The sequence below is a fragment of the Allobosea sp. WAO genome (assembly GCF_001509835.1).
Classification (GTDB): Bacteria; Pseudomonadota; Alphaproteobacteria; order Rhizobiales; family Beijerinckiaceae; genus Allobosea.
In genome coordinates this window covers 561,865-587,488 of sequence record NZ_JXTJ01000006.1, presented here as the reverse complement: position 1 = coordinate 587,488, position 25,624 = coordinate 561,865, and the positions used below count along the sequence as shown (strand labels likewise).

The following is a 25,624-nucleotide window of genomic DNA, read 5'->3' as shown; positions in this document are numbered from 1 at the left end:
CCTTGCGGGGAAGACCGGCCGTGGCTCGTCAGCGTGCCATCCGCACCGCGGTGTCGGCGAGCGAAACCATCGTATTATAGTTGGTGATCAGCCAGTTGGCGTCATTGGCCGCGCCCTTGCGGACATCGCCTTTCGACGTGCCGAGCTTCTCGCGGAAGTCCCTGACCTTGCCGAGCCAGGAGCTCGCCTGCGATTCGATGAAGGGCACGCCCTTGGGCTCGCGCTCCTTGAAATTGTCCATCTCGCGCACCGCCGCGGCATAGCCGGCAACCGCGACGTCGAACGCCTTGAGATCGACGATCGGGCTTTCATTGCTAGGCATCAGGTCGACGATGGCGCGGGCGTTGATCATGATGTTGCGAACCTGCCAGCGAGCCGACTTGCCTTCGCGCGCCTCGATCGCCGCCAGCTCCTTGGCGTCGAGATCGCGCTTGAAGACGCGCATCTGCTGATCGAGCGTCGCTCGCTCCTGCAGGAAGGTTTTCGCGGCCGGCACCATCTGCTCGTGCAGCTTGCGCCCTTCCGCAGCGCCGTCGTCGCGATAGTCCTTGCGCTCGTAGTAGCGCTCGGCCCGGGTGATCAGCGGCGCCAGCGCCTGATAGGCCGCGATATAGCGCCGGATCGTCTGGTCGATCTCGGGCAGCGCCGGCTCGCGCACCGTCGCCTGCTCGGCGGCCGCGATCTCGCTGTTGACGTCGTAGAGACTGTAGAGCCCGTAGGTGATGTAGCGCTCCTTGCCGGTCGGGCCCTTCTTCATGTCGACCCAGCTCGCATAGCGCTCCCAGGACTGGTTGGCGCGCAGCGTCCGGTTCATCAGGGCCGTATAGGCGTTCGATTTCGAGATCGCGGCCTGGAGGCCGGCATCGCCCGCCGGGGTCGCGGCCGGAGCGGCGGCGCCCTGAGCCAGGGCGGGTGCGGGGGCAAGGGCCATCAACCCGGGCGTCATCAGCGCGAGCGCCATGGCGGCGGAGCGAAGGTAGGCTTTAGGCGGCATTCTGCGTCCCTGATCGTGCCGACCGGCATCGCAGCCGGCGGAGATTGAACTCACTTGGTCCAGAGGGCGGCTCAGCGCTCGACCGGCTCCCCATGCATGACCCAGTCCTTGAAGCCGCCAATATAATGGCTGTCGACATCGAGGCCAGCCGATTGGGCGAATTCCATGGCCCGCAGCGAGCGCACGCCGGCTGCACAGGACAGGACGAGGCGCTTGCCCGGCTCGTTCGGCAGGTTGGCCGGGTTGAACTGCGAGAGCGGGCGCGACACAGAGCCCGGAATATGGCCGGCCGCGAATTCATGCGGCTCGCGCACATCGACGATCAGGATCGAATTCGCGGCGAGCCCCGCCTTGATGTCGTCGATGTCGAGGTCGTTCACGATCATGCCCGTCGCTCCGGCAGCTTGAAGCATTTTCGAGCGAAGTGGATACCGGTTCGCGTGAAGAAAATGCGATAGAACAAAGAGCTGGAGCATCTGCGCGATTCAGGGAATCGCGGAAATGCGCTAGTTCAGGAGCTTCACCAGATAGAGCGTCAGGGCCGGGAATGCCACGATGATGCCGAGACGGATGAGGTCGGAGGCGACGAAGGGCAAGACGCCGCGATAAATTCGTGTGATCGGCACGTCGCGCGCCAGCGAGGCGACAACGAAGACGTTGAGGCCGATCGGCGGGCAGGTCATGCCGATGCCGACGACGATCAGGACGAGAATGCCGAACCAGATCGCGATGTCGTCGGTCGGCATGCCGAAATCGAGCGCCGTGACGATCGGGAAGAACACCGGCAGTGTGAGCAGGATCATGGCGAGCTCGTCCATGACACCGCCGAGCACGATGTAGAACAGCAGGAGCCCGACCAGCACCGTATAGGGCTGCCAGCCCGAGGCCGCGATCAACTCGGCCGCTGCAGTCGGCACCTGCGTCAGGGCGAGGAAGGCGTTGAAGACCTCGGCCCCGAGCAGGATCGCGAAGATCATCGCGGAGGTTTCGGCCGTCTGGATGATCGCCTGCTTGATACCTTCGAGGCCGAGCGTGCGGCGGAACAGGCCGATCGCCAGCATGATGAAGGCCCCCACCGAGGCGCCCTCGGTCGGCGTGAAGACGCCGCCATAGATGCCGCCGACCACGATCACCGCGACCGCCAGCGCCGGGATCACACCGATGAGCAGCGGCCAGCGCGCACGCCAGGGCGTGCGCTCATGCGCCGGGCCGAGCGTGCCGTCGCGCCGCGTCATGATCCAGATGGTCAGGCAGTAGAACGCCGTCGCCATCAGCCCGGGGATCAGCGCCGCCTGGAACAGCTTGGCGATGTTCTGCTCAGTCGAGATCGCATAGACGACGAGGATCACCGAGGGCGGAATCAGGATGCCGAGCGTGCCGCCGACCGCGGTGACGCCGCAAGCGAAGCCCGGATCATAGCGATAACCGCGCAATTGCGGCAGCGCCGCGCGGGCGAAGGTCGCGGTGGTCGCGACCGAGGAGCCGCAGATCGCGCCAAAACCGGTGCAGGCGCCGATCATCGCCATGCCGAGGCCGCCGCGGCGGTGGCCGATGAAGGCCGAGGCCGCCTTGAACAGGTCGCCGGCCAGCCCCGAGCGTTCGGCGAAGGCGCCCATCAGCACGAAGAGCGGGATCACCGAGAGCGTATAATTGGCGAAGATCTGGTAGGGCGTCGTGCGGATATAGTTCAGGAACGGGTCGAGCCCGTTGAGCTGGACATAGCCGGCGCTGCCGACGACCAGCATGGCGAGCCCGATCGGCAGGCGCAGCGCCATCAGCGCCAGCATCACGCCGAACCCGGTCAGTGCGAGCGAAAAGCCGCTCATCGCGGCTGCCTCACGAGACGGCTCGCACTGACGAAGGCGGCGACGGCGACGAACCCCGCGAGCACCGCACAGATCGCGATCGGCAGATAGCTCGGCAGCTGCAGCACCATGGTGTTCTCGCCGCTGGCGAAGGCGGAGCGCGCGCCGACGCCGAGCCGCCAGGCGATCAGCGCCATGGCGAGCCCGTAGACCACGTCCCAGAGCGCATCGAGCCCGTCGCGCCAGCGTTGCGGCAGCTTCAGAGTGAAGGTGTCGACGAAGATGTTGCCGCGCCGGAGCTGGCAGAGCGGCAGGAAGCAGAAGGCGGCTACGGCGGTCGCCATCTGCACGAGTTCGAAATCGCCGGGCACGCCGGCACCGCCGATGAGATCGCTGCGCAGGGTGACGCTGACCACAACCATGGTCGCCAGCCCGACCAGCAGCGCTCCACCGATGAGCGCCACCGCCTCCGCCACCGCGTCGATCCGCGATGGCGGTCTATCGCCCACCCCGTCCGCCATCCCTCAGGTCAGGCCGCGTTCTGATGCTTGGCGAGGGCGGCGCGGGCGGCGGCGAGCAGCTTGTCCCCGTCGAGCCCCTTCTCCTTCGCCGTCTTCAGCCAGCCCTCGATCACCGGCTCGGTGGTCTTGCGCCAGCGCGCCGCCTCGGCCTCCTCGATCGTGATGATGTTGTTGCCGCGCTTCTTCACCATCTCGGCGACGACGACGGCCTGCTCGTCCCAGACCTTGCCGGCCATCGCCGCCGCGGCGGCACCGGCGTTCTTGTCGATGATCGCCTTCAGGTCGGGCGCGAGCCCGTCATATTTGGCGCGGTTCATCGCCAGCACGAAGGTCGCGACATAGAAGGTCGGCGAGCCCGGGATCTCGGTGTGGTTCTTGACCAGCTCCTGCACCTTGATCGAGGGCACGACCTCCCAGGGCACGACGCAGCCGTCGATGACGCGCTGGGCCAGCGATTCCGGCACCTGCGGGATCGGCATGCCGATCGCGTTGGCGCCGAGCGCCCGCAGCGCCTCGCCGGCGAGCCGGGTCGGGAAGCGCAGCTTCAGACCCTTCAGGTCCTCCATCGTCTTCACCGGCTTGTTGGCGTGGATCAGCCCGTGATCATGCGCCCAGAAGCAGATCGGCTTGATGTCTTTGAATTCGTCCTTGAGGTTCTGCTCGGCATAGTCGGTCAGCGCCAGCGAGTTCACCAAGGCGCGCTTGTTCGCCACGAAAGGCAGCTCGAACGCCTCGATGCCGGTGAAGCGGCCGGGCGTGTTGCCGGGCAGGGTCCAGACGATGTCGACGACGCCGTCGCGCGCCTGGTCGAAGAGCTGCGGCGGCGTGCCGCCGAGCTGCATCGACGGGAAGATGTCGATCTTGATGCGGCCGTTCGATTCGGCACCGACCTTGTCGGCCCAGGGCTTCAGGAACTTGGCATGCCCGTTCGAAACCGGCGGCAGGAAGTGGTGCATGCGCAGCGTCACTTCCTGGGCGTTCGCCCGCGTGGCACGCAGCACCGCCGGCGCGGCCACGGCCGAACCGGTCAGCATCAAGAACTTGCGACGGTCAAAATTCATCGGTCCCCTCCCCGGGATCGCGCTCGTTTCGTCTGCCCCTCGCGGGGCTTTTCCGCGCCCATGCCGGCCGCGTGCCCCGTCTCGTCCTGTCACATGACGGCCAAATCCGACGCGAAGCAAGCCCGGTCCCGTAGGGAACCAGGCGTGCTCGACCAATTGGCTATGAAGCTGCTCAGGCCTGCGGCGGGATACGCAGCACCCAGCCCGGCATGATCAGGTCGGGATCCTTGACCGGCGGCGTATTGGCCTTGACGATCTCGGTGTACTTGGCGCCCTGGCCCTTGCCGTAATGCACCTCGGCGATCTTCCAGAGTGTGTCGCCCTTCTTCACCGTGTAGAACACGGCGGCGGGCGCCTCCTTGTTGACGATCAGCTCCGATTCCACGGAGGCGACGCCGGTGGTGTTGCCGAGCGCCAGGATGATCTTCTCGGCCTCCTCGGTCGAGACCGCGTTGCCGCTGACCTTGACCTTGTCGCCCTCGACCTTGACCTCGACGCCGGCCGGCAGGCCATGGCTCGCGAGCTCCTTTTGCAGCTCCTCGGAGGTCGCCGCCTTGGCTGGGCTCGAACCGAAAATCTTCGATCCGGCTTCCTTGATGAAACTGAACAGACCCATGGGGCATCCTCCTGTGGCTGGATGCCCATGAAGCCCCCTCAGCGTCACAAGTTCAAGACGGAACTCTCGACCTCGCTCCAATCGGGGGAGCGCTTCCGCACGGCGCAGAAGACTGGCAGAAGCGTTGGAGGTGCCGGACCGGCGCCGGAGCGCGCTCGCCCTCGCGAGCCCTCCGTCCACAGGGGATACGCTATGACCATGCTCACTCTCGATCAGGCCCGCACCATCGTCGACGGCGCGCTGAAGCATGCGCGCGAGCAGGGCTTCAAGCCGCTCGCCATCGCCGTACTTGATGCCCGCGGCGCCCAGAAGCTCTTCCTGGCGCAGGACGGCACCAGCCTGAAGCGTGGCGAGATCGCGCTCGGCAAGGCCAATGGCGCGGTCGCGCTCGGCGTCGGGCCGCGCACCCTCAACAAGATGGCGCTGGAGCGCCCGCATTTCATTAACGGCGCGTCGCTCGCCATCGGCGGCTCGCTCGTGCCGGTCCCCGGCGGCGCGCTGATCCGCGATACGGAGGGCGCCCTGCTCGGCGTCATCGGCATTTCCGGCGACACCTCCGACAATGACGAGGCCGCGGCGCTGGCCGGCATCGCCGCCGCCGGCCTTGTCGGCGACACCGGCGCCTGAATCGCGCCGCTTCGGCGGGGAGCCATGCAGCGGTGCGACGGCCGGGCTACGGCGTGTCGCATTGCCTTGCCGCCGATTTTGCGGCAACGGAGGGCGCCTGAGGCGAGGGCGCGCCTCCGCCAGCCTCTACAGGGATTGCATCATGACCGCCGCGACCGCCAACGAGAACCTGCCCGCCAGCGAGATCATCGAGACCGATGCGCTGATCATCGGCGCCGGCCCCTGCGGCCTGTTCACCGTGTTCGAGCTCGGCCTGCTCGACATCAAGGCCCATCTCGTCGACATCCTGCCGAAGGTCGGCGGGCAGTGCGCGGAACTCTATCCCGAGAAGCCGATCTACGACATTCCCGGCTTCCCGCTCGTCACCGGCCAGCAGCTGGTCGACAATCTGATGGAACAGATTCGGCCGTTCGGGCCGACCTTCCATCTCAACCAGATGATCGAGGCGGTCGAGGTCCTGGGCACGCCCGAGGCCCCGCGCTTCCGCCTGCGCACCGACGCCGGCACGGTCTTCGACGCCAAGACTGTGCTGATCGCCGCCGGCGGCGGCTCGTTCCTGCCGAAGAAGCCGCCGATCCCCGGCATCGAGGCCTATGAGAACCGCAGCGACGGCAGCGGCGTCTACTACGCCGTGCGCAGGATGGAGATGTTCCGCGACCGCGAGATACTGATCGTCGGTGGCGGCGATTCGGCCCTCGACTGGACGCTGAACCTGCAGCCGATTGCCAAGCGCGTCACGCTGATGCACCGCCGCGACGATTTCCGCGCCGCGCCGCACTCTGTCGAGCAGATGCGCGCCCTCGTCGCCTCCGGCGCCATGGACCTGAAGATCGGCCAGATCACCGGGCTGCGTGGCGATGGCACGACGCTCGAGGCCGCGATCTGCCGCGACAACGCCAATGCCAGCTTCGAGGTTTCCTGCGGAACGTTGCTGCCCTTCTTCGGCCTGACCATGAAGCTCGGGCCGATCGCCGATTGGGGCCTGAACCTCCACGAGAATCTGATCCCGGTCGACACCGAGAAGTTCGAGACCAACGTCCCCGGCATCTTCGCCGTCGGCGACATCAACAGCTATCCGGGCAAGCTGAAGCTGATCCTCTCCGGCTTCCACGAGGCTGCCCTCGCCGCCCAGAAGGTCCACCGCTACGTCTATCCGGAGAAGCGGCTGACCTTCCAGTACACGACCTCGTCGAGCTCGCTGCAGAAGAAGCTCGGCGTCGCCTGAAGGCCGCTTGGCGGCGGAGCCGGCACCGCCGGCTTCACGCCGTCCGTGGATCGGGCAGCCCCAGCTCACGGCTGGTGACCACATGCCTGAAATGGTGGCGCCATAGCCGCACGCCGAGTTCGCCCGAGCGATCCAGCGAGGAGCCGACGGTCAGATCGCTGATCAGCGTCGGCGTCAGCCCGGCATCGAACAGCGCGAAGCCGGCGGCAAGCACGCAGGTATCGGTCTGGATGCCGCAGACCAGCACACGCTCCGGCTTGAGCCCCTTCAGATAGCTCAGCGTCTCGGCAGCCGGGACATAGCCGTGCTTCACATGGACGAGGTCCGCGGCAATCAGGCTGTCCTCGTCCGGAGCCGGTGCCCAGCCGAGCTGGCGCCGGAACGGCGTGACGGCTTCATCATGACGCTCGACCGTGGCGACCGAAGGCATGGTCCCGACCAGTCTGCCGATCCCCTCGACCAGCCATTGCGGCGGATCGAAACCGGGTTGAACGTCGATGATCAGGAGCGCCTGTCGCATCGCGCTTCATAGCGGCCGGCCGGGAGGAAGGCGAGCTTCCGGCCGTTCTTGCGAGCGGTCCGGCGGCGCGCCTAGTGCGCCGATGACGAGGCGGTGAGATCGGGCGACGGACGCACCGGCCGGCGCGGCTGCTGCGGCAGGCTCGCCGGCGCGACGGGCACGGTTTCCGGCACCTGCTCGGCCACCGCACTCTCCTCCTCCGGCTCGCTTACACGGTCGCGCAGCTCGGCGATCGCACCTTCCAGCGGCCTGAAGACGAAACGGACCTTGTGCTTGCCGGCGGGAACCTTGACCGCCCGGAACAGGACATTGGCCTTGAGGATCTCGACCTCGGTGCCGTCGAGCTCGGCGCGCCACCACGGGTGCCAGATGTCGTTGAGCACGACGAAGCCGGCCTGCGAGCTCTCGACCTCGATCTCGATCTCGGTATTACCGTAGCGCTTCAGCTTGACCTCGCCCTGGGCGCGGCTCGGCCCCTCCGTCACGCCCTCGCCGGGCTCGCTGTCGAGCAGGACGACACGCTGCGGATCGGCCTCCGGCCATTTGCCGGCGGTCTTCATCCCCTCGAAATCGGCGAGCTGCCAGCCGCCGACGAACTGCACGCGCGGCAATGCGCGCGGGTTTTCGTAGATGAAGCCGTCCTTGGTGTAGGCGACGAGCTTGAGGTCGCCCGGCAGCAGGGTGCGGTCAACCTGGCCAATCGGCACGCGCGAGGCGATGTAGCGCAGGCCGAGGAAGTCGGCGAGCCGGCAGCGATAGGACGGGAACAGCGGGGTGAAGACGCGCTGGTCGGGCCCGGCGATCGAATCGCGCGTACCGACGGCGTCGGAGAAATCGGCCAGCCGCAGCGGGTTGTAGCCCAGCGTATGGTCGAAGCCGTGGATCATGCCGGCATTGGGCCATTCGAAGCCGAGGCCGAGCAGCTCGACCCGGTCGCGCCGCGGTGAATCGGCGGGCTGCGCCGTCAGCCGCTTGAGCACGGCGACAGTCTCGTTCTTCGTGTCCGGCCGCAGCACATCGTAGAGCTCGGGCGCCAGCGCCGTCGACTCGTTTGGACCGTTGTTGAAGGCAAGATCGGCGCCGACCGCAGCCGTGACGATCAGGCACGCCGCCAGCGGGCCGATCGCCGCGCGCCAGCGCGTCAGTGCAAGGACGATCACCGCGGCGAGCGCGAACCAGAGGCCCGCAATGGCGCTCGGCCACCAGGCATCGCCGAGATGCCCTTCCCGCTGCGCGACGAACAGTGCCCCGCCAATCAGCAGAGCCAGCACCGCCCCGGCAATGCCGAGATCGCGCCAGGGAGCCGTCGCCTTCTCCTCCGTCAGCAGGCGATGCAGCAGATAGCCCGAGAGCACGGCGCCGAGCGCCCCGATCAGGAAGGTCGCATCGGCCGGCCGGCGGAACGCCTTGACGCCCGGCAGGTACTCATAGGCGAGATGGAAGAACGGCGTGTAGCGCCCGAGCGAGAACAGCACCATCATCACGAACAGGATGGTGAAGGGCCGGATCGCCTTGTCCCAGAGCCAGCCGCGGCTGATTCCGGGCGCGATCAGCAGCAGGAAGGGCAGCGCCCCCGCATAGACCTGCCCCATGTTCTGCGACAGGAACAGCTCCTTGGCGTCCCATTGCGGGCTGTACGGCCCCCAGAAATCGACGGCCGGGTCGCTGGCGCCGAACAAATCGCCGATGAAGGCGGTCAGCAGCGAGGCCGGGTGCAGCGAGCCCCTGCCCGCCTCGACGAAATCAACGGCCGGACGCGTCGTCGCCTCGGCGAACAGCCAGGTCCAGAGCAGCGGCACGGCGATGGTCGCGACGCCTGCCACGGAAGCCGCGGCGATCGGCCCGAGACTGGCGCGGAAACCGGCCTTGCCCTCGGCGATCCAGTAGGAAACCACCATGCCGACGAGAACATAGGCGCCGAGCAGCGCGACCTGGTCGGGATCGAGTACCATCATCCCGGAGGCCAGCCCGGCCAGGAAACCGTAGAGCAGCGAGGAACGCTGCAGCATGCGCGCCGTCAGCCAGAAAGCGAGCGCGAAGAAGGCGAGGCTCGAGATCTGCCCGACATGCTGCACGCGCCAGGCTGCCGAAGCGCCGAAAGCGAAGACCAGCGCCGCGAGGACGCCAGCTGCCGGATGCCAGCCGCGATCGCGGAAGAACATCAGCAGAGCGAGTCCGCCGACCAGGAGATGCGCCAGCACATAGGCATCGACCGCGCGGAAGCTCGGCGACGGGTTGATCAGCGCCAGCAGGATCGCCGGCGAGAAGATCAGCGATTGCGGATCGGCGATCTGCGGCGAGCCGCCGAAGACGTTATGGGTCCAGAACGGCGATTGGCCGGAATGCAGCGCCTGGGCGAGGAACTGGATCTGCGCCTGGAAATGGGCCTTGGCGTCGAACGGAATCGTCACGGCCCCCGACAGCCAGGGCCAGCACAACAGCGCCCAGGCGCAAAGGAACAGCACGGCCGCCAGCCTGTAGCTGACGCCCTTCGTCGATGCGTGGTCCAAGCGGACCCCCCGGTCCCAGGGCGTGCCCACCTCCCGTTTGCCGGGGGTTGTTCACGCCGATTTGATCAGGCAGCCAAAATGCGGCCAGCGACGTGAACCGAAACTGAATGAAACCGGTGCGCCGTTCAGATTCGTAAGGCAGCGTCAACGCGCCGCTACCGGGACTGCGGAAGCGCGTTCGCGGCCCCGCTCAGAGTCAGCGCTTCTGCGCCACCCAGGCGGCGAGCTGGCGCCGCTCCTCCACCGTCATGCCCGAGAGATTGTTCGGCGGCATGGCATGGGTCATCACCGCCTGCACGCCGATCGCATGGCGTTGGCGCGCGATCAGCTCCGGCTCGTGCAGGTAGACGCCCTTGGGAGCGATCAGGATGCCGGGCCAGGACGGCTCCGGCGCATGGCACATGGCGCAGCGCCCTGTGACGATGTTGGCGACCTCGGCCGGCGGCGGCACCAGACCGGCCAGCATGATCGGTTTGGCCTCCGGCAACGGCTTCAGGCCGAGCCGCTCGCGCCCGCCGGGCGACGACGCCATCGCCACCCAGAAGGCGAGCCAGAGCGCCAGCGCAGCCACCGCCCAGGTCCACCAGGGCGATTTTGCGTGGTCGGCATGGCGGACATTGTAAAAGTGCCGGATCAGCGCACCGGCGACGATGACGAGGGCGACCAGGACCGGGATCGCCGCCGAATTGGCGTAGGTCACCGGATAATGGTTCGCCAGCATCAGGAAGAGCACCGGCAGGGTGATGTAGTTGTTGTGCAGCGAGCGCTGCTTGGCCTGCTTGCCGTACTTCGGATCGGGCACCTCGCCGGCGACCATCGCAGCGATGGTCTTGCGCTGGTTCGGCATGATCACGAAGAAGACGTTGGCCGACATGATCGTCGCCATCAGTGCGCCCGTATGAATCAGCGCGCCCCTGCCAGAGAACACGCTGGAGAAGGCCCAGCTCGCTGCGATGACATAGCCGAAGCCGAGCAGGCCGAGCACGACGTCGTTCCTTCCCAGCGGCGACCTGCACAGCAGGTCGTAGAACAGCCAGCCGCCGGCGAGCGCCGCGATGCCGATCGCCCCCGCCGCGAAGGGCGAGAGCGCCATCACCGCCGGGTCGATCAGATAGAGCTCCGACTGCGCGTAGTAGACCCAGACCAGGAGGAAGAAGCCGGAGATCCAGGTCCAGTAGGCCTGCCATTTGTGCCAGGTCAGCTCCTTCGGCAGCACCTCCGGCGCGACCAGATATTTCCGCATCGCGTAGAAGCCGCCGCCATGCACCTGCCAGGCCAGGAACTGCGTCGGCTGGCCGGCCGCGTTGACCGGCGCATCGGGCGCCGCTCTGAGCGAGGCGTCGAGATGGATGAAGAAGAAGGACGAGCCGATCCAGGCGATGGCCGCGATCACATGCAGCCAGCGCAGCAGCATGCCGCCCCATTCCATGAGATAGGCCTCAAGCATGCGGTGTCTCCGCGAAGGCGCCTCGGCGCGCGAATTGACAGGGCAGATTCGGGGATGGAACTTGCATGCGGCTTCCAGACTAGGTTCGGCCTTTTCCGGAACGCAAGCGTCATTCCCGCCGCGCCCGCGCGGCACCATCGGCGAAAGGATCAGGCATGGGGCGGTTGTCGACGCATGTGCTCGACACGGTGAATGGCAGGCCGGCTGCGGGAGTGCGCCTCACGCTCGACTGGATCTCCCCGGACGGCTCGCGCAACCGCGTCACGGAAACGCAGACCAATGCCGATGGCCGCACCGATGCCCCCTTGCTGACCGGCACGCTGACCACCGGTAGCTACGAGCTAACCTTCCGCATCGGCGACTATTTCCGAGGCCTCGGCACCGCCTTGCCCGAGCCGGCCTTCCTAGACCATGTACCGATCCGCTTTTCCATCGCCGAGCCCGAAGGGCACTACCACGTGCCGCTCCTCGCCTCACCCTGGAGCTACTCGACCTATCGCGGCAGCTGAGGTGAAACCAGCCGGTTTTCAACGCCTTACGCGCCGCTCCTGAATCACCGCCCCATGGACTTGAATCAAGCTATGAGCCCCTCATCCTACCCGCGCGACCTCGTCGGCTATGGTCGCGACGCGCCCCATCCGCACTGGCCGGGCGAGGCGCGCATCGCCGTCCAGTTCGTGATCAACTACGAGGAAGGCGGCGAGAACTGCACGCTCCATGGCGACGCCGCTTCGGAGGCCTTCCTCTCCGAGATCGTCGGCGCCGCGCCCTGGCCCGGCCAGCGCCACATGAACATGGAGTCGATCTACGAATACGGTTCGCGCGCCGGCTATTGGCGGCTCTGGCGCATGTTCACTGAGCGCAAGCTGCCGGTCACCGTATTCGCCGTCGCCTCGGCGCTCCAGCGCTACCCCGAGATTGTTTCCTCGATGCAGGAGGCGGGCTGGGAGATCGCCACCCACGGGCTGAAATGGATCGACTATCGCGACGCCCCGGCGGAGACCGAGCGCGCCCATATCGAGGAAGCGATCCGCATCCAGACCGACCTCGCCGGGTCGCGCCCGCTCGGCTTCTATCAGGGGCGGACCTCCGTCAACACCATTCCCCTGACCATGGCGGAGGGCGGCTTCCTCTACACCGCCGACGTCTATGCCGACGAGCTACCCTACTGGCTGAAAGGCCCGCATGGCCCGCAGCTCGCCGTGCCCTACACCCTAGACGCCAACGACATGCGCTTCGCCACGCCGCAGGGCTTCAACAGCGGCGACCAGTTTTTCGCCTACCTCAAGGACTCGTTCGACACACTCTACGCCGAGGGCGAGACCGCCCCCAAGATGATGTCGGTCGGCCTGCATTGCCGCCTCGTCGGCCGGCCCGGCCGCGCCGCGGCGCTCGCCCGCTTCCTCGACTATGTCCAGAGCCATGACAGGGTCTGGGTCGCGACGAGGCTCGACATCGCCCGCCATTGGGTGAGGACGCATCCGCCCGCCGGCGGCTATCGCCCCTCGACCGTGCCGAAGGCGCTGTTCATCGAGGTCTTCGGCCGCATCTGGGAGCATTCGCCCTGGATCGCAGAGGCGACCCATGCTGCCGGCCCCGGACCGCACCATGACGGCGCCGAGGCGCTGCACCGGGCGATGGTCGCGGTGATGCGCGCCGCCCCGCGCGAGCGACAGAAGGCGCTGCTCCTCGCCCATCCCGACCTCGCCGGCAAGATCGCCGCAGCCGGCGAACTGACGCCGGAATCGGCCGGTGAGCAGGGCTCGGCCGGGCTCGACCGGCTGACCTCGGACGAGCGCGCCCGCTTCACCGCGCTGAACGAGGCTTACAAGGCCAGATTCGGCATCCCCTTCATCCTCGCGGTGAAGGGGCTGACGAAGGCGGACATCCTCGCCTCCTTCGAGGCGCGCCTGAAGAGCACGCCGGAGCAGGAATTCGAGACGGCTCTCGCGCAGGTCGAGAAGATCGCCCTGATCAGGCTGAAGGACCTGCTGCCGGCCAGCTAGAACGCGCTGCGCTCCTTCCGGGGCAGGTCACAGGTCTGAGCCCGGAACCCATGAACACCGCCCTTTCCGTCATGGTCGGGCTTGTCCCGACCATCCACGCCTTCGCTGGTCGAGACCAGTGTTCAAGACGTGGATGCTCGCCACAAGGGCGAGCATGACGAGCTGGAGCAGCGTCGTGACCTGGCTTCCGGCACTCCGCTTCGCTGCAGCCGGAATGACGGCGAGGCGAAACCGCTACAGCCCGCTGACCAGATGCCCGCCATCGGCGGCGACGACCGCGCCGGTCATGTAGCGACCGGCCTCGGAGCAGAGCAGCAGGAACGGCCCGTCCAGATCCTCCAGCTCGCCGGCCCGGCGCATCGGAATGCGCTTCTTCAGCGCCTCGCCGGCCTCGCTGGCAAAGAACTCGCGGTTGATGTCGGTGACGATGTAGCCGGGCGCCAGCGCGTTGACCCTGATCGCGTGGCGCGCCCATTCCAGCGCCAGCGCCTTGGTCATCTGGATCAGCCCGGCCTTGGAGATCGCATAGGGCGCGACCCGGCCGGCGACACGCTCGCCGAGGATCGAGGCGATGTTGACGATGGCGCCGCTGCTGGCCTGATCCACCATGATTTTCGCCGCCGCCTGCGCCGCGAAGAAGCAGCCCTTCAGGTTGACGTCGAGCTGGGCGTCCCATTGCGCCTCGCTCACCGAAAGCGCCTGCTCGGTCTCGCCGACGCCGGCATTGTTGACGAGAACGTCGAGCCCGCCAAGCAGGCTGGCAGCCGCCGCAATGCCGCTCTCGATCGCCGCGACCGAGCCGACATCGAGCGAGACCGGCACGATCTTCCCAGGCAGGCCGGCCGCAGCCTGCGCCAGTGCCGCGAGCCGGTCGGTGCGCCGCGCCGCGGCGGCGACATGGGCGCCGCGTTCCGCCAGCAGCCGGGCGAAATGCGCCCCGAGCCCGGAAGAGGCGCCGGTCACCAGCACGCGCTTTCCCTTGAGATCCTCGAACATCGCCAACCCTCGTCGCAACAAGCCGCCGGAGGGGACAATGCCGCGCCATGCCGGTCAAGCCCGGTTCAGGCAGCTCGCGGCTGGCCGAGCGTAGGCACCCTTTCGAGGATGCTCGCGAGATCGGCAACGAAACGGGCGGTCTCGCGCGCCCTCACCGCCTCGTCCGGCAGCCGCAGCAGATAGGAGGGATGGACGGTGGCCAGCAGCGGCGTCCCGTCAGGCAAGGCCAGCTTGCGCCCCCGCGCCTCAGCGAGCGAGCCCGTCTCGCCGGTCAGCGCCTTGAGCGCGGTCGCGCCCAGCGCCACCACCAGCTGCGGCCTGACGAAGCCGAGCTCGAGATCGAGCCAGAAGCGGCAGGCCTTCACCTCGCCGGCATTCGGCTTCTCGTGGATGCGCCGCTTGCCGCGTAGCTGGAATTTGAAATGCTTCACCGCATTGGTGACATAGGCTTGGGTGCGGTCGAGCCCGGCATCGGCCATGGCGCGGTCGAAGACCTTGCCTGCGGGGCCGACGAAAGGCTTGCCGGCAAGGTCCTCTTGGTCGCCGGGCTGTTCGCCGACGAAGATCACCGGCGCGTTGCGTGGGCCTTCGCCGAACACCGTTTGGGTCGCATCGCACCAGAGATCGCAGCGCCGGCAGGAGCGCGCGGCGGCAGCCGCGTCTTCCAAGCTCTCGATCGCGGAAAGGTCGGAAGCGGCCGGCTTGGGGGCGGTGGCGGGCCGCCGCTTCTGCGGTGAAGTCGGAGCGCTCATGATCATCGCCTGCGTTCGCCGGGCAGCGTCGGCGATCAGGGGAGAAATCAGTTCGGCCTCCGGCAAGTTCCGCCAGTACTTCACCGGCATCTCCGCCCTCATCGCCTTCGGCTTCAGCCGGGCCGGATTGAAGATGCTGGCGTAATAGGTCCGCCACCACTCCTCCATCGCGTCGCTGGCCGGGGCCTGCGCCCGCGTCGCCGCCTCGCCGAGCTTGAGCTCGCGCCCGTCCCAGAGCAGCGTCCCGCGTGGCGTCAGGATCGTCCAGCGCATCGTGGCGAAGCGCTCGACGAAGAAGGGCGCGACCTTCTCCAGGATGTGGTGCTCCGGCTCGAACCAAGCGACGAAGGCCTCGCCGCCCTCCCCGTCATCGGCTTCGCGGAAGCGCACGAAAGCGGTCATCTTGTGCATGTCGCGCCGGACCGAGCGGGCCAGCGCTTCGGCGCGGTGGACATCGTGGTCGGAAGTGATCTGGAGCAGCTCGCGCTCCTCCTGCAGGCGCCAGAGCAGGCGGTAGAGCAGATCGAAGCGCGCGGGATCGCTGTGGCAGATCACCTCCTGCGCCAGCGCGATGAAGGCGCGCGGCACGCTCAAGCCCCTGCCCTCGCCGCTCTCGACCACGTCCTCGCCGAACAGGCCGATATCGTGATCGCCGACGCGCCAGTCGATCGCCGACGGAGCGACCAGCGCTTGCGCGAAGCGTCGGGCAAAACCGCGCCAGCCCTCGAAATCGGTGGGATGGGAGAGACGCGCGACGAACATCAGAGCAGTGCCAGTTGCTGCGGCTTCGGCGCCAGTTGCGCCTTCAACCTCTCGCCGTCGAGCGCCGCGCCCGGTCGCCAGTCGGCGGTGACGATGAACTGCCGGAGCACGCGCAGGGAACGCACCAGCCGCCCGACATCCTCCAGCCGTAACCGCCGGAAGCGGCGCATGGCGAGGATACGGTCGACGCTGCGTGTGCCGAGCCCGGGAATGCGCAGCAGCAATTCGCGCTCGGCACGATTGACGTCGACCGGGAAGCGGCCGCGATGACGCAGGGCCCAGGCGAGCTTGGGATCGACGGAAAGATCGAGCATGCCGCCCGGCGCCGCATCCATGATCTCGTCGACCTCGAAGCCGTAGAAGCGCGTCAGCCAGTCCGCCTGGTAGAGCCGGTGCTCGCGCAACAACGGTGGCTCCGACAGCGGCAAGTGCTTCGACGAGTCGGGGATCGGGCTGAAGGCGGAATAATAGACCCGGCGCAGGCCATAGGCGCCATAGAGCTGGGCGCTGCGCTGCAGGATGGTGGCATCGCTGGCATCGTCGGCGCCGACGATCATCTGCGTGCTCTGCCCCGCCGGCGAGAAGGCCGGCGCCCGCTTGGAGCGCTCGCGCTCGGCCGCCGCCTCGTCGATCCTGAGCTTGAGGCCGCCCATGGCGCTGCGGATGTCGAGCGGCTGCTTTTCCGGTGCGAAGCGCTTGAGCGAGGTCTCGCTCGGCAATTCGACATTGATCGAGACCCGGTCGGCGAAGAGCGCGGCGCGGTCGATCAGCTCCTGGCTCGCGCTCGGGATCAGCTTGAGATGGATATAGCCGCGGAAATCGTGCTCCAGCCGCAGGCTCTCGGCGACGCGCACCAGCTCGCTCATGGTGTAGTCCGGCGAGCGAATCATGCCGGAGGAGAGAAACAGACCCTCGATATAATTGCGCTTGTAGAAGTTCAGGGTCAGCGCCACGACCTCCTCGACCGAAAAGCGCGCGCGCCGGACATTGCTCGAACTGCGGTTGATGCAGAAGACGCAGTCGTAAGAGCAGAAATTGGTCAGCAGGATCTTCAGCAGCGAGATGCAGCGCCCGTCGGGCGCATAGGAATGGCAGATGCCCGAGCCCGTGGTCGAGCCGACGCCCTTGCCGCCGAGCGAATTGCGCTCGGCCGTGGCCGAGGACGCACAGGAGGCATCGTATTTCGCGGCGTCGCTGAGAATTTCGAGCTTCTGAAGCGTGGTGAGCTGCGCCAAGCGCGCCTCCATGTTCACTATATGTTCTATATTGAACCAAACGCCCGCCACCCGCCAGAGGTTCCAGCCTGCATGATCGTCGCACCGGACACGGCACGACGGATCGGAACCGGGCTTGGGCCACCGCGTTCCCTTGCGAGGATAAATTTGGACGGGGGAACCCATGTTTCGCATTCTGCTGGTGATCGCGGTCGTCGCGGTCGGCTATGACGCCGTGGTCCATCAGGGCGCCTATACCCGCGACCTCTGGTACAAGGCCGTCGGCGCGACCGAGCGCGTGGTCGACGAAGCCAAGCGGGTCAGTGAGCGGGCGCCGGACACGCCGCGCACGCAGATGAATTGAGCGACGCCATCATGCTCGCCCTTGTGGCGAGCATCCACGTCCTGGACACCGAGGTTGTTAGGCGAAGCCCAAGACGTGGATGGGCAGGACAAGCCCGACCATGACGGAATCGGCGGCGGCTAAGCCGCCTCCCGCGCCAATGCCGCCTGCTCGATCTCGCCGGCGATCGCCTCGATCAATGCCGTCTCGTCGCCGGCGAGGCCCTCCATCGCCGCCATGCGGGCAAGCACGGTCGCGGCGACCTTCTCTTCCACCGTGTCCTCGGCATAGGCATAGAAGATCGTCGCGTGCTGGCCGTCGCGGTGGCAGCGGCCTTCGATCTGCTGCAGCTGGATCGCGCTATGCCGCAGATCATGCACGACGAGCGCGCGCTCGCGCTCGCCGCCCGGCATCTCGCCCTTATGCAGCGAGATCGACTCGGTCACGGTGAAGATCACGGCATCGAGCTTGCCGGTCTGGAAGGCGATCCGCGTCGCCTCATTGGCTTCGCCGGAATGCTCGCCGGTGATCGAACCGACGCGCCACCCCCTGCCGGACAGCTTCTCGGCCAGCATCGCGCCGGTTTCGAGGAAGGCGACGGAGATCGCGACCTGCTCATCGTTTTCCAGCAGGTCCTGGCAGAAATCCGCCGTGCCAGCGGTCCTGAGCAGGCTCGCCTTCTGGCGAAAGCGCAGATCCGCGGCCCAGCCGGCGGGCTTGCGGGTCGAGCCACCGGCAAGGCCGAGCTCGCGCCGGAATTCGCGCCAGGTCGCGTCGTAGAGCTTGCGTTCGCTCGCATCGAGAGCGACGGGAGCGAGTTCGCGCTGCACCTCGGGCCAGCCGGCGATCTCCTCGGGCCGGCGTCGCAGGCCGATGGCGTTGCGGCCGCGATAGAGCAGCTCGGCCATCACCTTGCGGTCGGCCTCGTTCGGCTCCCAGCTCCAGTTCTTCCAGCGCCCCTTGGCCCTGCCGATCTTCAGTCGCTTCATCAGCTGCCTGAAGCCGTCGAGATCGGCGTCCGCCATTCCGGCCGCCCCGCTCAGGAGCCGCGCGAGATAGGACAGCTCGTGCGGCGCCTGTCCGGCGGTCGCGCTCATGTAGATCGTGAACTGCGCGGCCGCCGCCATCTGCCGGCAGACCAGCCCCTGCTGCGAATTCGGATTGCGAATGCGGTGCGCCTCGTCGATCACCACCAGCGGCCAGATCCGCTTCGGCGTGCCATGCTTGGCGAGCTCATTGTTCTTCGCCCGGGTCGAGCGCTTGTTCGAGGCCGGCGGCGGTGCGAGCAGCGACTTCGTCCGCTCGAAATTCATCAAGGTGAGCTTCTTCGCCGGCAGGCCGGAACGGGCGATGGTGCGCCGCCATTGCGGGATCGCGCCCTTCGGGCAGATCACCAGCACCTCCTGCTCCGGCATCGCCGCAATCGCGAGCCAGGCCGAGAGCGTCTTGCCGAGGCCGGTGAGGTCGCCGAGCAGGAAGCCCGGCTTGCCGGCGGCTCGCGCCGCGAAGATCGCGTCACGCGCCACGAGCTGGTGCGGATGCGGCACCATGATCTCGGGCGCGGCGCCCTGCCCCGCAGCGGTCATGCCTGGTAGCCCTCGACCGTCGCGGGCGGCTCGGTCGCCATCGCCGCGAGCACGTCTGCCTGCCGCAATTCCTCGATCAGCGTGCCGATGAAGTTCGTCACCACCTTGGGCAGCGCACGGCCCGACATGGTCTGGATCTGCAGGCTGCGCGGCGGCAATTCGCCGTCCTTCAGCGGCAGCGCCACCACCGAGCCATCGCGGATCGAGGCCCCAAAGGAGATCGAGCTGGCGAACATCACGGCGCCGCCGAGTTTGCAGAAATGGCGCAGGCTCGCGACATTGGTCGAGGTCAGCACGGGATCGACGGTCAGCCCGCGCGCCGAGAAATAGATGTCGACGATCTTGCGCACGGTCGCCTCGCTGTCGAGCACCGCGACCGGATGGGCGAAGATGTCCTCGATTCGCACGGTTTCCTGCTGCGCCAGCGGATGATGCGGCGCGACGAACGCGTAGGTCCGCGTCGCGCATTGCCAGTTGATGGTGACGCCGCGCTCCTGCTGCAGCACGAAGGTCAGCCCGAGATCGATCGCACCGGTACGGACCTGCTCGGTCACGACCTGCGGCGACATCACCTTCATGTCGAAGGCGACATCGGGATGTCGCTGGCGAAAGGCATAGATCGTCTCAGGGATGAAGGAGACGGCAAAGCCCTCGGTGACGCCCATGCGGATCAGCCCGCGGCCGGCGCCGTGCAGTTCGCGGATTTCGTTGACGACCTGCTCCGCCTCCAATTCGAGGCGCTGGGCATAGGCCGCGAGCGTCTGGCCGGCCTGGGTCACGATCATGCCGTGCGAGCGCCGCTCGAACAGGTCGGCGTCGAGCTCCTTTTCGAGATTGGCGATCTGGCGGCTGACCGCCGAGGCCGCCACCCGCAGGCGCTGCGCCGCGGCGCTGACCGAGCCGGTCCGCGCCACCGCCAGGAAATATCGGAGGGCCGCTGTCTGCATCGCGCGGCTTTAGAGAAGCTTTGCCGGTTCGGCAACGATCCCTTCGATTCATTCTTATGGCGGCAAGCTCAATCCTTGGGCAGATTTCGAATAAAGCAAAACTGCGGCAGTCCAGCCGTGGCGGAGCTTTGTCAGCACGCTCGATGAAGCCGTGAGGGGATAAGAATGCGAATCTCGATGAAGACGCTGGCCGTCGCGCTGGCGGGTACCGCAATGGCGGCCCTGACCAGCATGCCGGCCGCCGCCCAGAAGGCCGCCAACACGGTCCGCTTCGCCTATGACCAGGCGCCCGAGAACGTCGACCCGTTCTTCAACAATGTCCGTATCGGCGTGATCATCGGCGCGAATGTCTGGGATACGCTGGTCTACCGCGACCCGAACACCAACGAGTACAAGGGCCAGCTCGCCAAGAGCTGGAAGCAGGTCGACGACAAGACCATCGAGTTCGAGCTGCGCGAAGGCGTGAAGTTCCACAATGGCGAGGAATTCGACGCCGACGACGTCGTCTACACGCTGAACTTCATCTCCAAGCCCGAGAACAAGGTCGTCACTCAGGGCAACGTCAACTGGATCGAGAAGGCCGAGAAGCTCGACAAGTACAAGGTCCGCCTGACGACCAAGGAGGTCTTCCCGGCCGCGATCGAGTATCTCGCCGGCCCGGTGGTGATCCATCCGAACGAGTACTACGAGAAGGTCGGCCCCAAGGGCCAGAACGAGAAGCCGGTCGGCTCGGGCCCCTACAAGGTCTCGAACTATGTCCCGGGTAAGTCGATCACGCTCGAGCTCAACAAGGACTATTTCAAGGATTCGCCGAAGCCGCAGCCGAAGATCGGCAAGATCGACATCCGCTTCATCCCGGATCGCCAGACCCAGATGGCCGAGATGCTCTCGGGCGGCGGCGACCTGATCATGCACGTCCCCAAGGACCAGGCCGATCAGCTCAAGACCGTGCCGACCCTGCAGGTCGTCTCCGGCGAGACGATGCGCATCGTCTTCATGCAGATGAACGTGCAGGACGGCACCCCGGCGCCGGCCCTCAAGGATGAACGCGTCCGCAAGGCGATCATCCACGCCATCGACCGCGAGGCGATGGTCAAGAACATCGTCGGCGACGGCTCGCGCGTCATCAACACGATCTGCTTCCCCTCGCAGTTCGGCTGCACCGACGAGGGCGCGACGCGCTACAACTACGATCCCGCCAAAGCCAAGGCCCTGCTGGCCGAAGCCGGCGTCAAGGACCTGACGCTCGACATCGTCGCCTATCGCGAGCGCAACCAGACCGAGGCGCTGATCGGCTATCTCCAGGCCGTCGGCATCAAGACCAATCTGCGCTTCCTGCAATACGCCGCGATGCGCGAGCAGATCGCCACCAACAAGGCGATGCTGACGCACCAGACCTGGGGCTCGTTCTCGGTGAACGACGTCTCGGCCGCGACGCCGAACTACTTTGCCTTCCGCAGCGAGGACGTCACCCGCGATCCGGAGGTCCGCGACCTCCTGAACAAGGGCAACAACTCGGTCGATCCGGCGGTCCGCAAGGAAGCCTACAAGGGCGCGCTCAAGATCATCGCCGACAAGGCCTATGCGACGCCGCTCTACTCGCTGCCGGTCTACTACGTCGCCAACAAGGACCTGAACTTCAAGGCCTATCCGGACGAGCTCGTCCGCTTCTGGGAGATGGGCTGGAAGTAGGTCCAGCCGCCTTCCTTGCCGTCCTCGCCCGCGCGGCGAAGCGATCCCCCTCGGTTCCTTCGCCGCACCCTGGCGCGGCGTGACGGCCTGCCTTTGCCTACCTGCTACCGAGCGGCTGCCATGCAGCCGCCCGGGCCTATTTCAGCATCCTGCGAAAGCATCTTATGCTCGGGTTTATCCTCAAACGCCTTGGCCTGGCGCTGCTGGTCGCGCTCGCGGTCTCGGCCATCGCCTTCTTCCTGCTGCGGCTCTCCGGCGACGTCGCCGTCGCGATCGCCGGCGAAGGCGCGCAGCAGGCGGACATCGACGTCATCCGCAAGACCTATGGGCTCGATCGCCCCCTTCTCGTCCAGTATCTCGACTGGCTCTGGAAGACGCTGCGCGGCGATTTCGGCACCTCGATCTACTTCAAGACCGACGTTTCCGAGCTGGTTCTGGCCAAGATGCCGGTGACGCTGATCCTCGGCCTGACCTCGCTCGCCTTCGCGCTGCTGATCTCGATCCCGCTCGGCGTGCTCGCCGCGATCTACGCCAATAGCTGGATCGACCGGGTCGCTCTGGCGATCGCCGTCTTCGGCCAGGCCATGCCGAACTTCTTCTTCGCGCTGATCCTGGTGATGCTGTTCTCGATCACCTTGCGCTGGCTGCCGGTTTCCGGCTCCGCGACCTGGCTGCACTACATCATGCCGACGGTGGCGCTCGGCTACTACGCCGCGCCGGCCTTCATGCGCCTGATCCGCGCCGGCATGATCGAGGTGCTCTCGGCCGACTATATCCGCACCGCCCGGGCCAAGGGCCTGCCCTCCGGCAAGATCATCTTCAAGCATGCGCTGCGCAACGCCGTCGTTCCCGTCGTGGCGCTGGCTGCGGTGCAGCTCGGCTTCCTGCTCGGCGGCTCCGTGGTGATCGAGACGATCTTCGCGCTCGATGGCCTCGGCTACCTCGCTTACCAGAGCATCACCTACAAGGATTTCCCGGTCATGCAGGTCGTCGTCCTGCTGCTTTCCGTCGTCTACGTGCTGCTGACGCTCACCGCCGACATCGCCAATGCCTGGCTCGATCCGCGCATCCGGGTGGCCTGAAGATGAGCGAAACATCCCTCTCCGTCGCCGAGGCGCCCGAGCTCTCCGAAGGTCGCAAGCTGCTGCGCCGCTTCCTCGCCCAGAAGGCCTTCGTCTTCGGCTTCGGCCTGTTGCTGCTCTTCATAGCGATCGCGCTGCTCGCGCCCGTGCTCGCGCCGCACGATCCCTATCTGCAGAACCTGACGGCCCGCAACGTGCCGCCCTTCTGGTACGAGAAGGGCAACTGGGTGCACCCGCTCGGCACCGATCCGCTCGGGCGCGACTATCTCTCGCGCCTGCTCTACGGCACCCGCATCTCGCTGCTGATCGGCATCAGCGTGGTCATCATCTCGGGCGTGATCGGCACGACGATGGGCCTGCTCGCCGGCTATTTCGGCGGCCGCATCGACATGGTGATGACGTTCCTCGTCACCACCCGGCTCTCGATGCCGGTGATCCTGGTCGCGCTCGCGGTGGTCGCCATCGTCGGCTCCTCGCTCTGGATCGTCATCCTCGTGCTCGGCCTGCTGAAATGGGACCGTTTCGCGGTGGTGATGCGCAGCGCGACCCAGCAGGTCCGCTCGCTCGACTATGTCGCCGCCGCCCAGGCCGCCGGCGCTTCGACCAGCCGCATCATCCTTGGTGAGGTTCTGCCCAACATCGCCCCGCAACTCATCGTCGTCGCGACGCTCGAGGCGGCCAGCGCCATCCTGCTCGAGGCGTCGCTGTCCTTCCTCGGGCTCGGCGTGCAGCCGCCGCTGCCCTCCTGGGGGCTGATGATCTCGGAGGCCAAGGCCTACATGTTCTTCTCGTTCTGGCTGATCGCCCTGCCCGGCAGCGCCCTCGGTCTGCTGATCTTCGCCATCAATCTCGCCGGCGACGGCCTGCGCGACGTGATCTCGCCGGAAGGACGCGCCTGATGAGCGACGCCATCCTCCAGATCGACGGTCTCACCGTCGACATCGCGACGCCGCGCGGCCCGCTCCATGCGGTGCGCGACCTCTCCTTCAAGGTCGAGAAGGGCAAGACGCTCTGCCTCGTCGGCGAGTCCGGCTGCGGCAAGTCGATGACCTCGCTCGCGATCATGGATCTCCTGCCCAAGGCTGCGAAGAAGAGCGCCAAGCGCCTCTCCTTTGCCGGCGAGGACCTTGCGAAGGCGACGCCGAAGCGGATCAACGCCCTGCGCGGCGACCGGATGGCGATGATCTTCCAGGAACCGATGACGGCGCTGAACCCGGCCTACACCATCGGCGACCAGATGACCGAGGCCTACAAGCTGCACCGCAAGGCGAGCGAGGCGGAAGCCCGCGAGCGGGCGATCCAGCTGCTCGGCAAGGTCGGCATCGCGAATGCCGCCCAGCGGCTCGGCCAGTATCCGCACCAGCTCTCGGGCGGCCTGCGCCAGCGCGTCATGATCGCCATGGCGCTGATGTGCTCGCCCGACCTCTTGATCGCCGACGAGCCGACCACCGCGCTCGACGTCACCATCCAGGCCCAGATCCTGCGCCTGCTCGCCGATCTCCAGAAGGAGCTCGGCATCGCCATGGTGCTGATCACCCATGATCTCGGCATCGTCGCCCGCATCGCCGACTGGGTCGGCGTGATGTATGCCGGCCAGATCGTCGAGGAGGGTCCGACCGAGGCGATCTTTCGCAATCCGCGCCACCCCTACACGCAGGGGCTGATCGACTGCATCCCGGTCCCCGGCCGCACCGAGCCCGGCGGCAAGCTCGGCGTCATTCCCGGCGTCGTCCCTTCCCTCGTCGGCGAGATCAGGGGCTGCAGCTTCCGCGACCGCTGCAAGCACGCCAGGCCCGCCTGCGCCGAGGCGCCCCCGCTGCGGCAGCGGCCTGACGGCCATAGCTGGCGCTGCATCCTGGAGGACGCGGCATGAGCGCGACCAATCCGATCCTGCTCGAGGCCCGTGACCTCACCCGTTCCTTCTCGGTCAGCCAGGGCCTGTTCAAGGGTAAGCGCAAGCTCCACGCCGTCAACGGCGTCTCGCTCGCCATCGCCAAGGGCGAGGTGCTCGGCATCGTCGGCGAATCCGGCTGCGGCAAGTCCACCTTGGCGCGCATGCTGCTCGGCCTGCTGCCGCCCTCGACCGGTGAGATCGCGCTCGCCGGGGAGAATGTCGGCAAGCTCGGCCGCCTCGGTATGGCCAAGCGCGTCCAGCCGGTGTTCCAGGACCCCTATTCCTCGCTGAACCCGCGCCGGACCATCGCCTCGATCGTGGCGCTGCCGCTCGCCGTCCAGGGCATCGGCACGGCCAAAGAGCGCCGCGAGCGCGCCATCGCCATCCTGGAGAAGGTCGGCCTGCCCCGTCGCTTCGCCGACCGCTATCCGCGCGAACTCTCCGGCGGGCAGCGCCAGCGCGTCGCCATCGCCCGCGCCCTGATCCTCAATCCGGAGATGGTGGTCTGCGACGAGCCGACCTCGGCGCTCGACGTCTCCGTGCAGTCGCAGATCCTCAACCTGCTCAACGATCTGCGCCGCGAGCTCGGGCTGACCTATGTCTTCATCAGCCACAACCTCGTCGTCGTCGAGCATATCGCGACGCGGGTGGCGGTGATGTATCTCGGCCGCGTCGTCGAGCTCGCCGATACCGCGACGCTGTTCAAGGCGCCGCGCCACCCCTACACCAAGGCGCTGCTCGCTTCGGTCCTCACGCCGGAACCCGGCAAGGGCATCCCGGAGACTGGGCTCGGCCTCGCCTTCCCCGACCCGCTCAACCCGCCGACCGGCTGCCCGTTCCACCCGCGCTGCCCGGCGCGGACCGAGCGCTGCGCCAGCGTCGAGCCGAAGCTGCGGGCCGACACGGCCGGCCTCGTCGCCTGCCATCTCTATGACGAACCGGCGAGCACTGCCGCCTGACATGTCCACTTTCCCCTCGGTCCTCATCCTGAGGAGCGATCGCAGATCGCGTCTCGAAGGATGTT

The 25,624-nt window shown here is 67.1% G+C and carries 24 protein-coding genes; 10 read left to right on the top strand and 14 right to left on the bottom strand.

All coding sequences use genetic code 11. The features are described 5' to 3' along the window. Nucleotides 1-28: 28 nt before the first annotated feature. The 6 genes from DK26_RS11955 to lysM form a co-directional block, all read right to left on the bottom strand. Nucleotides 29-994 (bottom strand): YiiG family protein, encoded by a 966-nt coding sequence (locus DK26_RS11955; protein WP_248309937.1) that lies wholly within the window; start codon nt 992-994, stop codon nt 29-31. A gap of 71 nt (nt 995-1,065) precedes the next feature. Then, the gene (locus tag DK26_RS11950; protein ID WP_066472215.1) at nt 1,066-1,380 is read right to left on the bottom strand and encodes a rhodanese-like domain-containing protein; all 315 of its coding nucleotides are present in this window, start codon (nt 1,378-1,380) and stop codon (nt 1,066-1,068) included. Between the two features lie 120 nt (nt 1,381-1,500). Then, nucleotides 1,501-2,820 (bottom strand): TRAP transporter large permease, encoded by a 1,320-nt coding sequence (locus tag DK26_RS11945; protein ID WP_066472212.1) that lies wholly within the window; start codon nt 2,818-2,820, stop codon nt 1,501-1,503. Next, nucleotides 2,817-3,308, bottom strand: a complete 492-nt coding sequence (locus tag DK26_RS11940) for a TRAP transporter small permease (protein ID WP_184231643.1) — start codon at nt 3,306-3,308, stop codon at nt 2,817-2,819. The genes DK26_RS11945 and DK26_RS11940 overlap by 4 nt, the downstream gene beginning before the upstream one ends. 20 nt (nt 3,309-3,328) lie before the next feature. Then, nucleotides 3,329-4,381, bottom strand: a complete 1,053-nt coding sequence (locus DK26_RS11935; protein WP_066472203.1) for a TRAP transporter substrate-binding protein — start codon at nt 4,379-4,381, stop codon at nt 3,329-3,331. A gap of 172 nt (nt 4,382-4,553) precedes the next feature. Next, nucleotides 4,554-4,997, bottom strand: coding sequence for a peptidoglycan-binding protein LysM (gene lysM / locus DK26_RS11930; RefSeq protein WP_066472202.1), 444 nt, complete (start codon nt 4,995-4,997; stop codon nt 4,554-4,556). A 192-nt stretch (nt 4,998-5,189) separates the two neighbouring features. On the opposite strand from lysM, the gene DK26_RS11925 reads away from it, so the two are divergent. Beyond that, nucleotides 5,190-5,624, top strand: a complete 435-nt coding sequence (locus DK26_RS11925) for a heme-binding protein (protein ID WP_066472200.1) — start codon at nt 5,190-5,192, stop codon at nt 5,622-5,624. 142 nt (nt 5,625-5,766) lie between these two features. Beyond that, nucleotides 5,767-6,849, top strand: a complete 1,083-nt coding sequence (locus DK26_RS11920) for an NAD(P)/FAD-dependent oxidoreductase (protein WP_066472197.1) — start codon at nt 5,767-5,769, stop codon at nt 6,847-6,849. 34 nt (nt 6,850-6,883) lie between these two features. Here the strand turns inward: DK26_RS11920 and DK26_RS11915 are convergent, their stop codons facing one another. The 3 genes from DK26_RS11915 to DK26_RS11905 all read right to left on the bottom strand — a co-directional run bounded on the left by DK26_RS11915 (nt 6,884) and on the right by DK26_RS11905 (nt 11,326). Next, nucleotides 6,884-7,369, bottom strand: coding sequence for a cysteine hydrolase family protein (locus DK26_RS11915; protein WP_066472193.1), 486 nt, complete (start codon nt 7,367-7,369; stop codon nt 6,884-6,886). Nucleotides 7,370-7,440: 71 nt separating this feature from the next. Then, nucleotides 7,441-9,879: a hypothetical protein gene (locus tag DK26_RS11910; protein WP_066472190.1), complete on the bottom strand. Its 2,439-nt coding sequence runs from the start codon at nt 9,877-9,879 to the stop codon at nt 7,441-7,443. A 196-nt stretch (nt 9,880-10,075) separates the two neighbouring features. Beyond that, on the bottom strand, nt 10,076-11,326 hold the full coding sequence (locus DK26_RS11905) for a urate hydroxylase PuuD (RefSeq protein WP_066472187.1): 1,251 nt from the start codon (nt 11,324-11,326) through the stop codon (nt 10,076-10,078). Between the two features lie 155 nt (nt 11,327-11,481). On the opposite strand from DK26_RS11905, the gene uraH reads away from it, so the two are divergent. Further along, nucleotides 11,482-11,835, top strand: coding sequence for a hydroxyisourate hydrolase (gene uraH, locus DK26_RS11900; RefSeq protein WP_066472185.1), 354 nt, complete (start codon nt 11,482-11,484; stop codon nt 11,833-11,835). Nucleotides 11,836-11,907: 72 nt separating this feature from the next. Beyond that, nucleotides 11,908-13,332, top strand: coding sequence for an allantoinase PuuE (gene puuE / locus DK26_RS11895; RefSeq protein ID WP_066472178.1), 1,425 nt, complete (start codon nt 11,908-11,910; stop codon nt 13,330-13,332). Nucleotides 13,333-13,566: 234 nt separating this feature from the next. Here puuE and DK26_RS11890 read toward each other — a convergent pair whose 3' ends face one another. The 3 genes from DK26_RS11890 to DK26_RS11880 form a co-directional block, all read right to left on the bottom strand. Next, entirely contained in the window at nt 13,567-14,328 is a 762-nt protein-coding gene (locus DK26_RS11890) for an SDR family oxidoreductase (RefSeq protein WP_184231644.1), read from the bottom strand. Nucleotides 14,329-14,393: 65 nt separating this feature from the next. Beyond that, entirely contained in the window at nt 14,394-15,842 is a 1,449-nt protein-coding gene (locus tag DK26_RS11885; protein WP_066472174.1) for a UdgX family uracil-DNA binding protein, read from the bottom strand. Beyond that, complete coding sequence (locus DK26_RS11880) at nt 15,842-17,089, bottom strand: putative DNA modification/repair radical SAM protein (RefSeq protein WP_066472172.1); 1,248 nt, start codon at nt 17,087-17,089, stop codon at nt 15,842-15,844. The genes DK26_RS11885 and DK26_RS11880 overlap by 1 nt, the downstream gene beginning before the upstream one ends. Nucleotides 17,090-17,240: 151 nt before the next feature. Here DK26_RS11880 and DK26_RS11875 point away from each other — a divergent pair, with 151 nt between their 5' ends. Further along, nucleotides 17,241-17,420 (top strand): hypothetical protein, encoded by a 180-nt coding sequence (locus DK26_RS11875; RefSeq protein ID WP_066472170.1) that lies wholly within the window; start codon nt 17,241-17,243, stop codon nt 17,418-17,420. 119 nt (nt 17,421-17,539) lie between these two features. Here DK26_RS11875 and DK26_RS11870 read toward each other — a convergent pair whose 3' ends face one another. Further along, entirely contained in the window at nt 17,540-18,985 is a 1,446-nt protein-coding gene (locus DK26_RS11870) for an SNF2-related protein (RefSeq protein ID WP_066472167.1), read from the bottom strand. Continuing rightward, nucleotides 18,982-19,932 (bottom strand): LysR family transcriptional regulator, encoded by a 951-nt coding sequence (locus DK26_RS11865; protein ID WP_066472164.1) that lies wholly within the window; start codon nt 19,930-19,932, stop codon nt 18,982-18,984. Before DK26_RS11865 ends, DK26_RS11870 begins: the two co-directional genes overlap by 4 nt. A 177-nt stretch (nt 19,933-20,109) precedes the next feature. Between DK26_RS11865 and DK26_RS11860 the strand changes: the two genes are divergently transcribed. From DK26_RS11860 to DK26_RS11840, 5 genes are all read left to right on the top strand, one after another. After that, nucleotides 20,110-21,624, top strand: coding sequence for an ABC transporter substrate-binding protein (locus DK26_RS11860; protein WP_248309936.1), 1,515 nt, complete (start codon nt 20,110-20,112; stop codon nt 21,622-21,624). Between the two features lie 164 nt (nt 21,625-21,788). Further along, on the top strand, nt 21,789-22,706 hold the full coding sequence (locus tag DK26_RS11855; RefSeq protein WP_066472157.1) for an ABC transporter permease: 918 nt from the start codon (nt 21,789-21,791) through the stop codon (nt 22,704-22,706). Nucleotides 22,707-22,708: 2 nt separating this feature from the next. Further along, nucleotides 22,709-23,605, top strand: coding sequence for an ABC transporter permease (locus DK26_RS11850; protein ID WP_066472156.1), 897 nt, complete (start codon nt 22,709-22,711; stop codon nt 23,603-23,605). After that, on the top strand, nt 23,605-24,579 hold the full coding sequence (locus DK26_RS11845) for an ABC transporter ATP-binding protein (RefSeq protein WP_066472154.1): 975 nt from the start codon (nt 23,605-23,607) through the stop codon (nt 24,577-24,579). Before DK26_RS11850 ends, DK26_RS11845 begins: the two co-directional genes overlap by 1 nt. After that, nucleotides 24,576-25,559, top strand: coding sequence for an oligopeptide/dipeptide ABC transporter ATP-binding protein (locus DK26_RS11840; RefSeq protein WP_066472152.1), 984 nt, complete (start codon nt 24,576-24,578; stop codon nt 25,557-25,559). The genes DK26_RS11845 and DK26_RS11840 overlap by 4 nt, the downstream gene beginning before the upstream one ends. Nucleotides 25,560-25,624 lie beyond the last annotated feature (65 nt).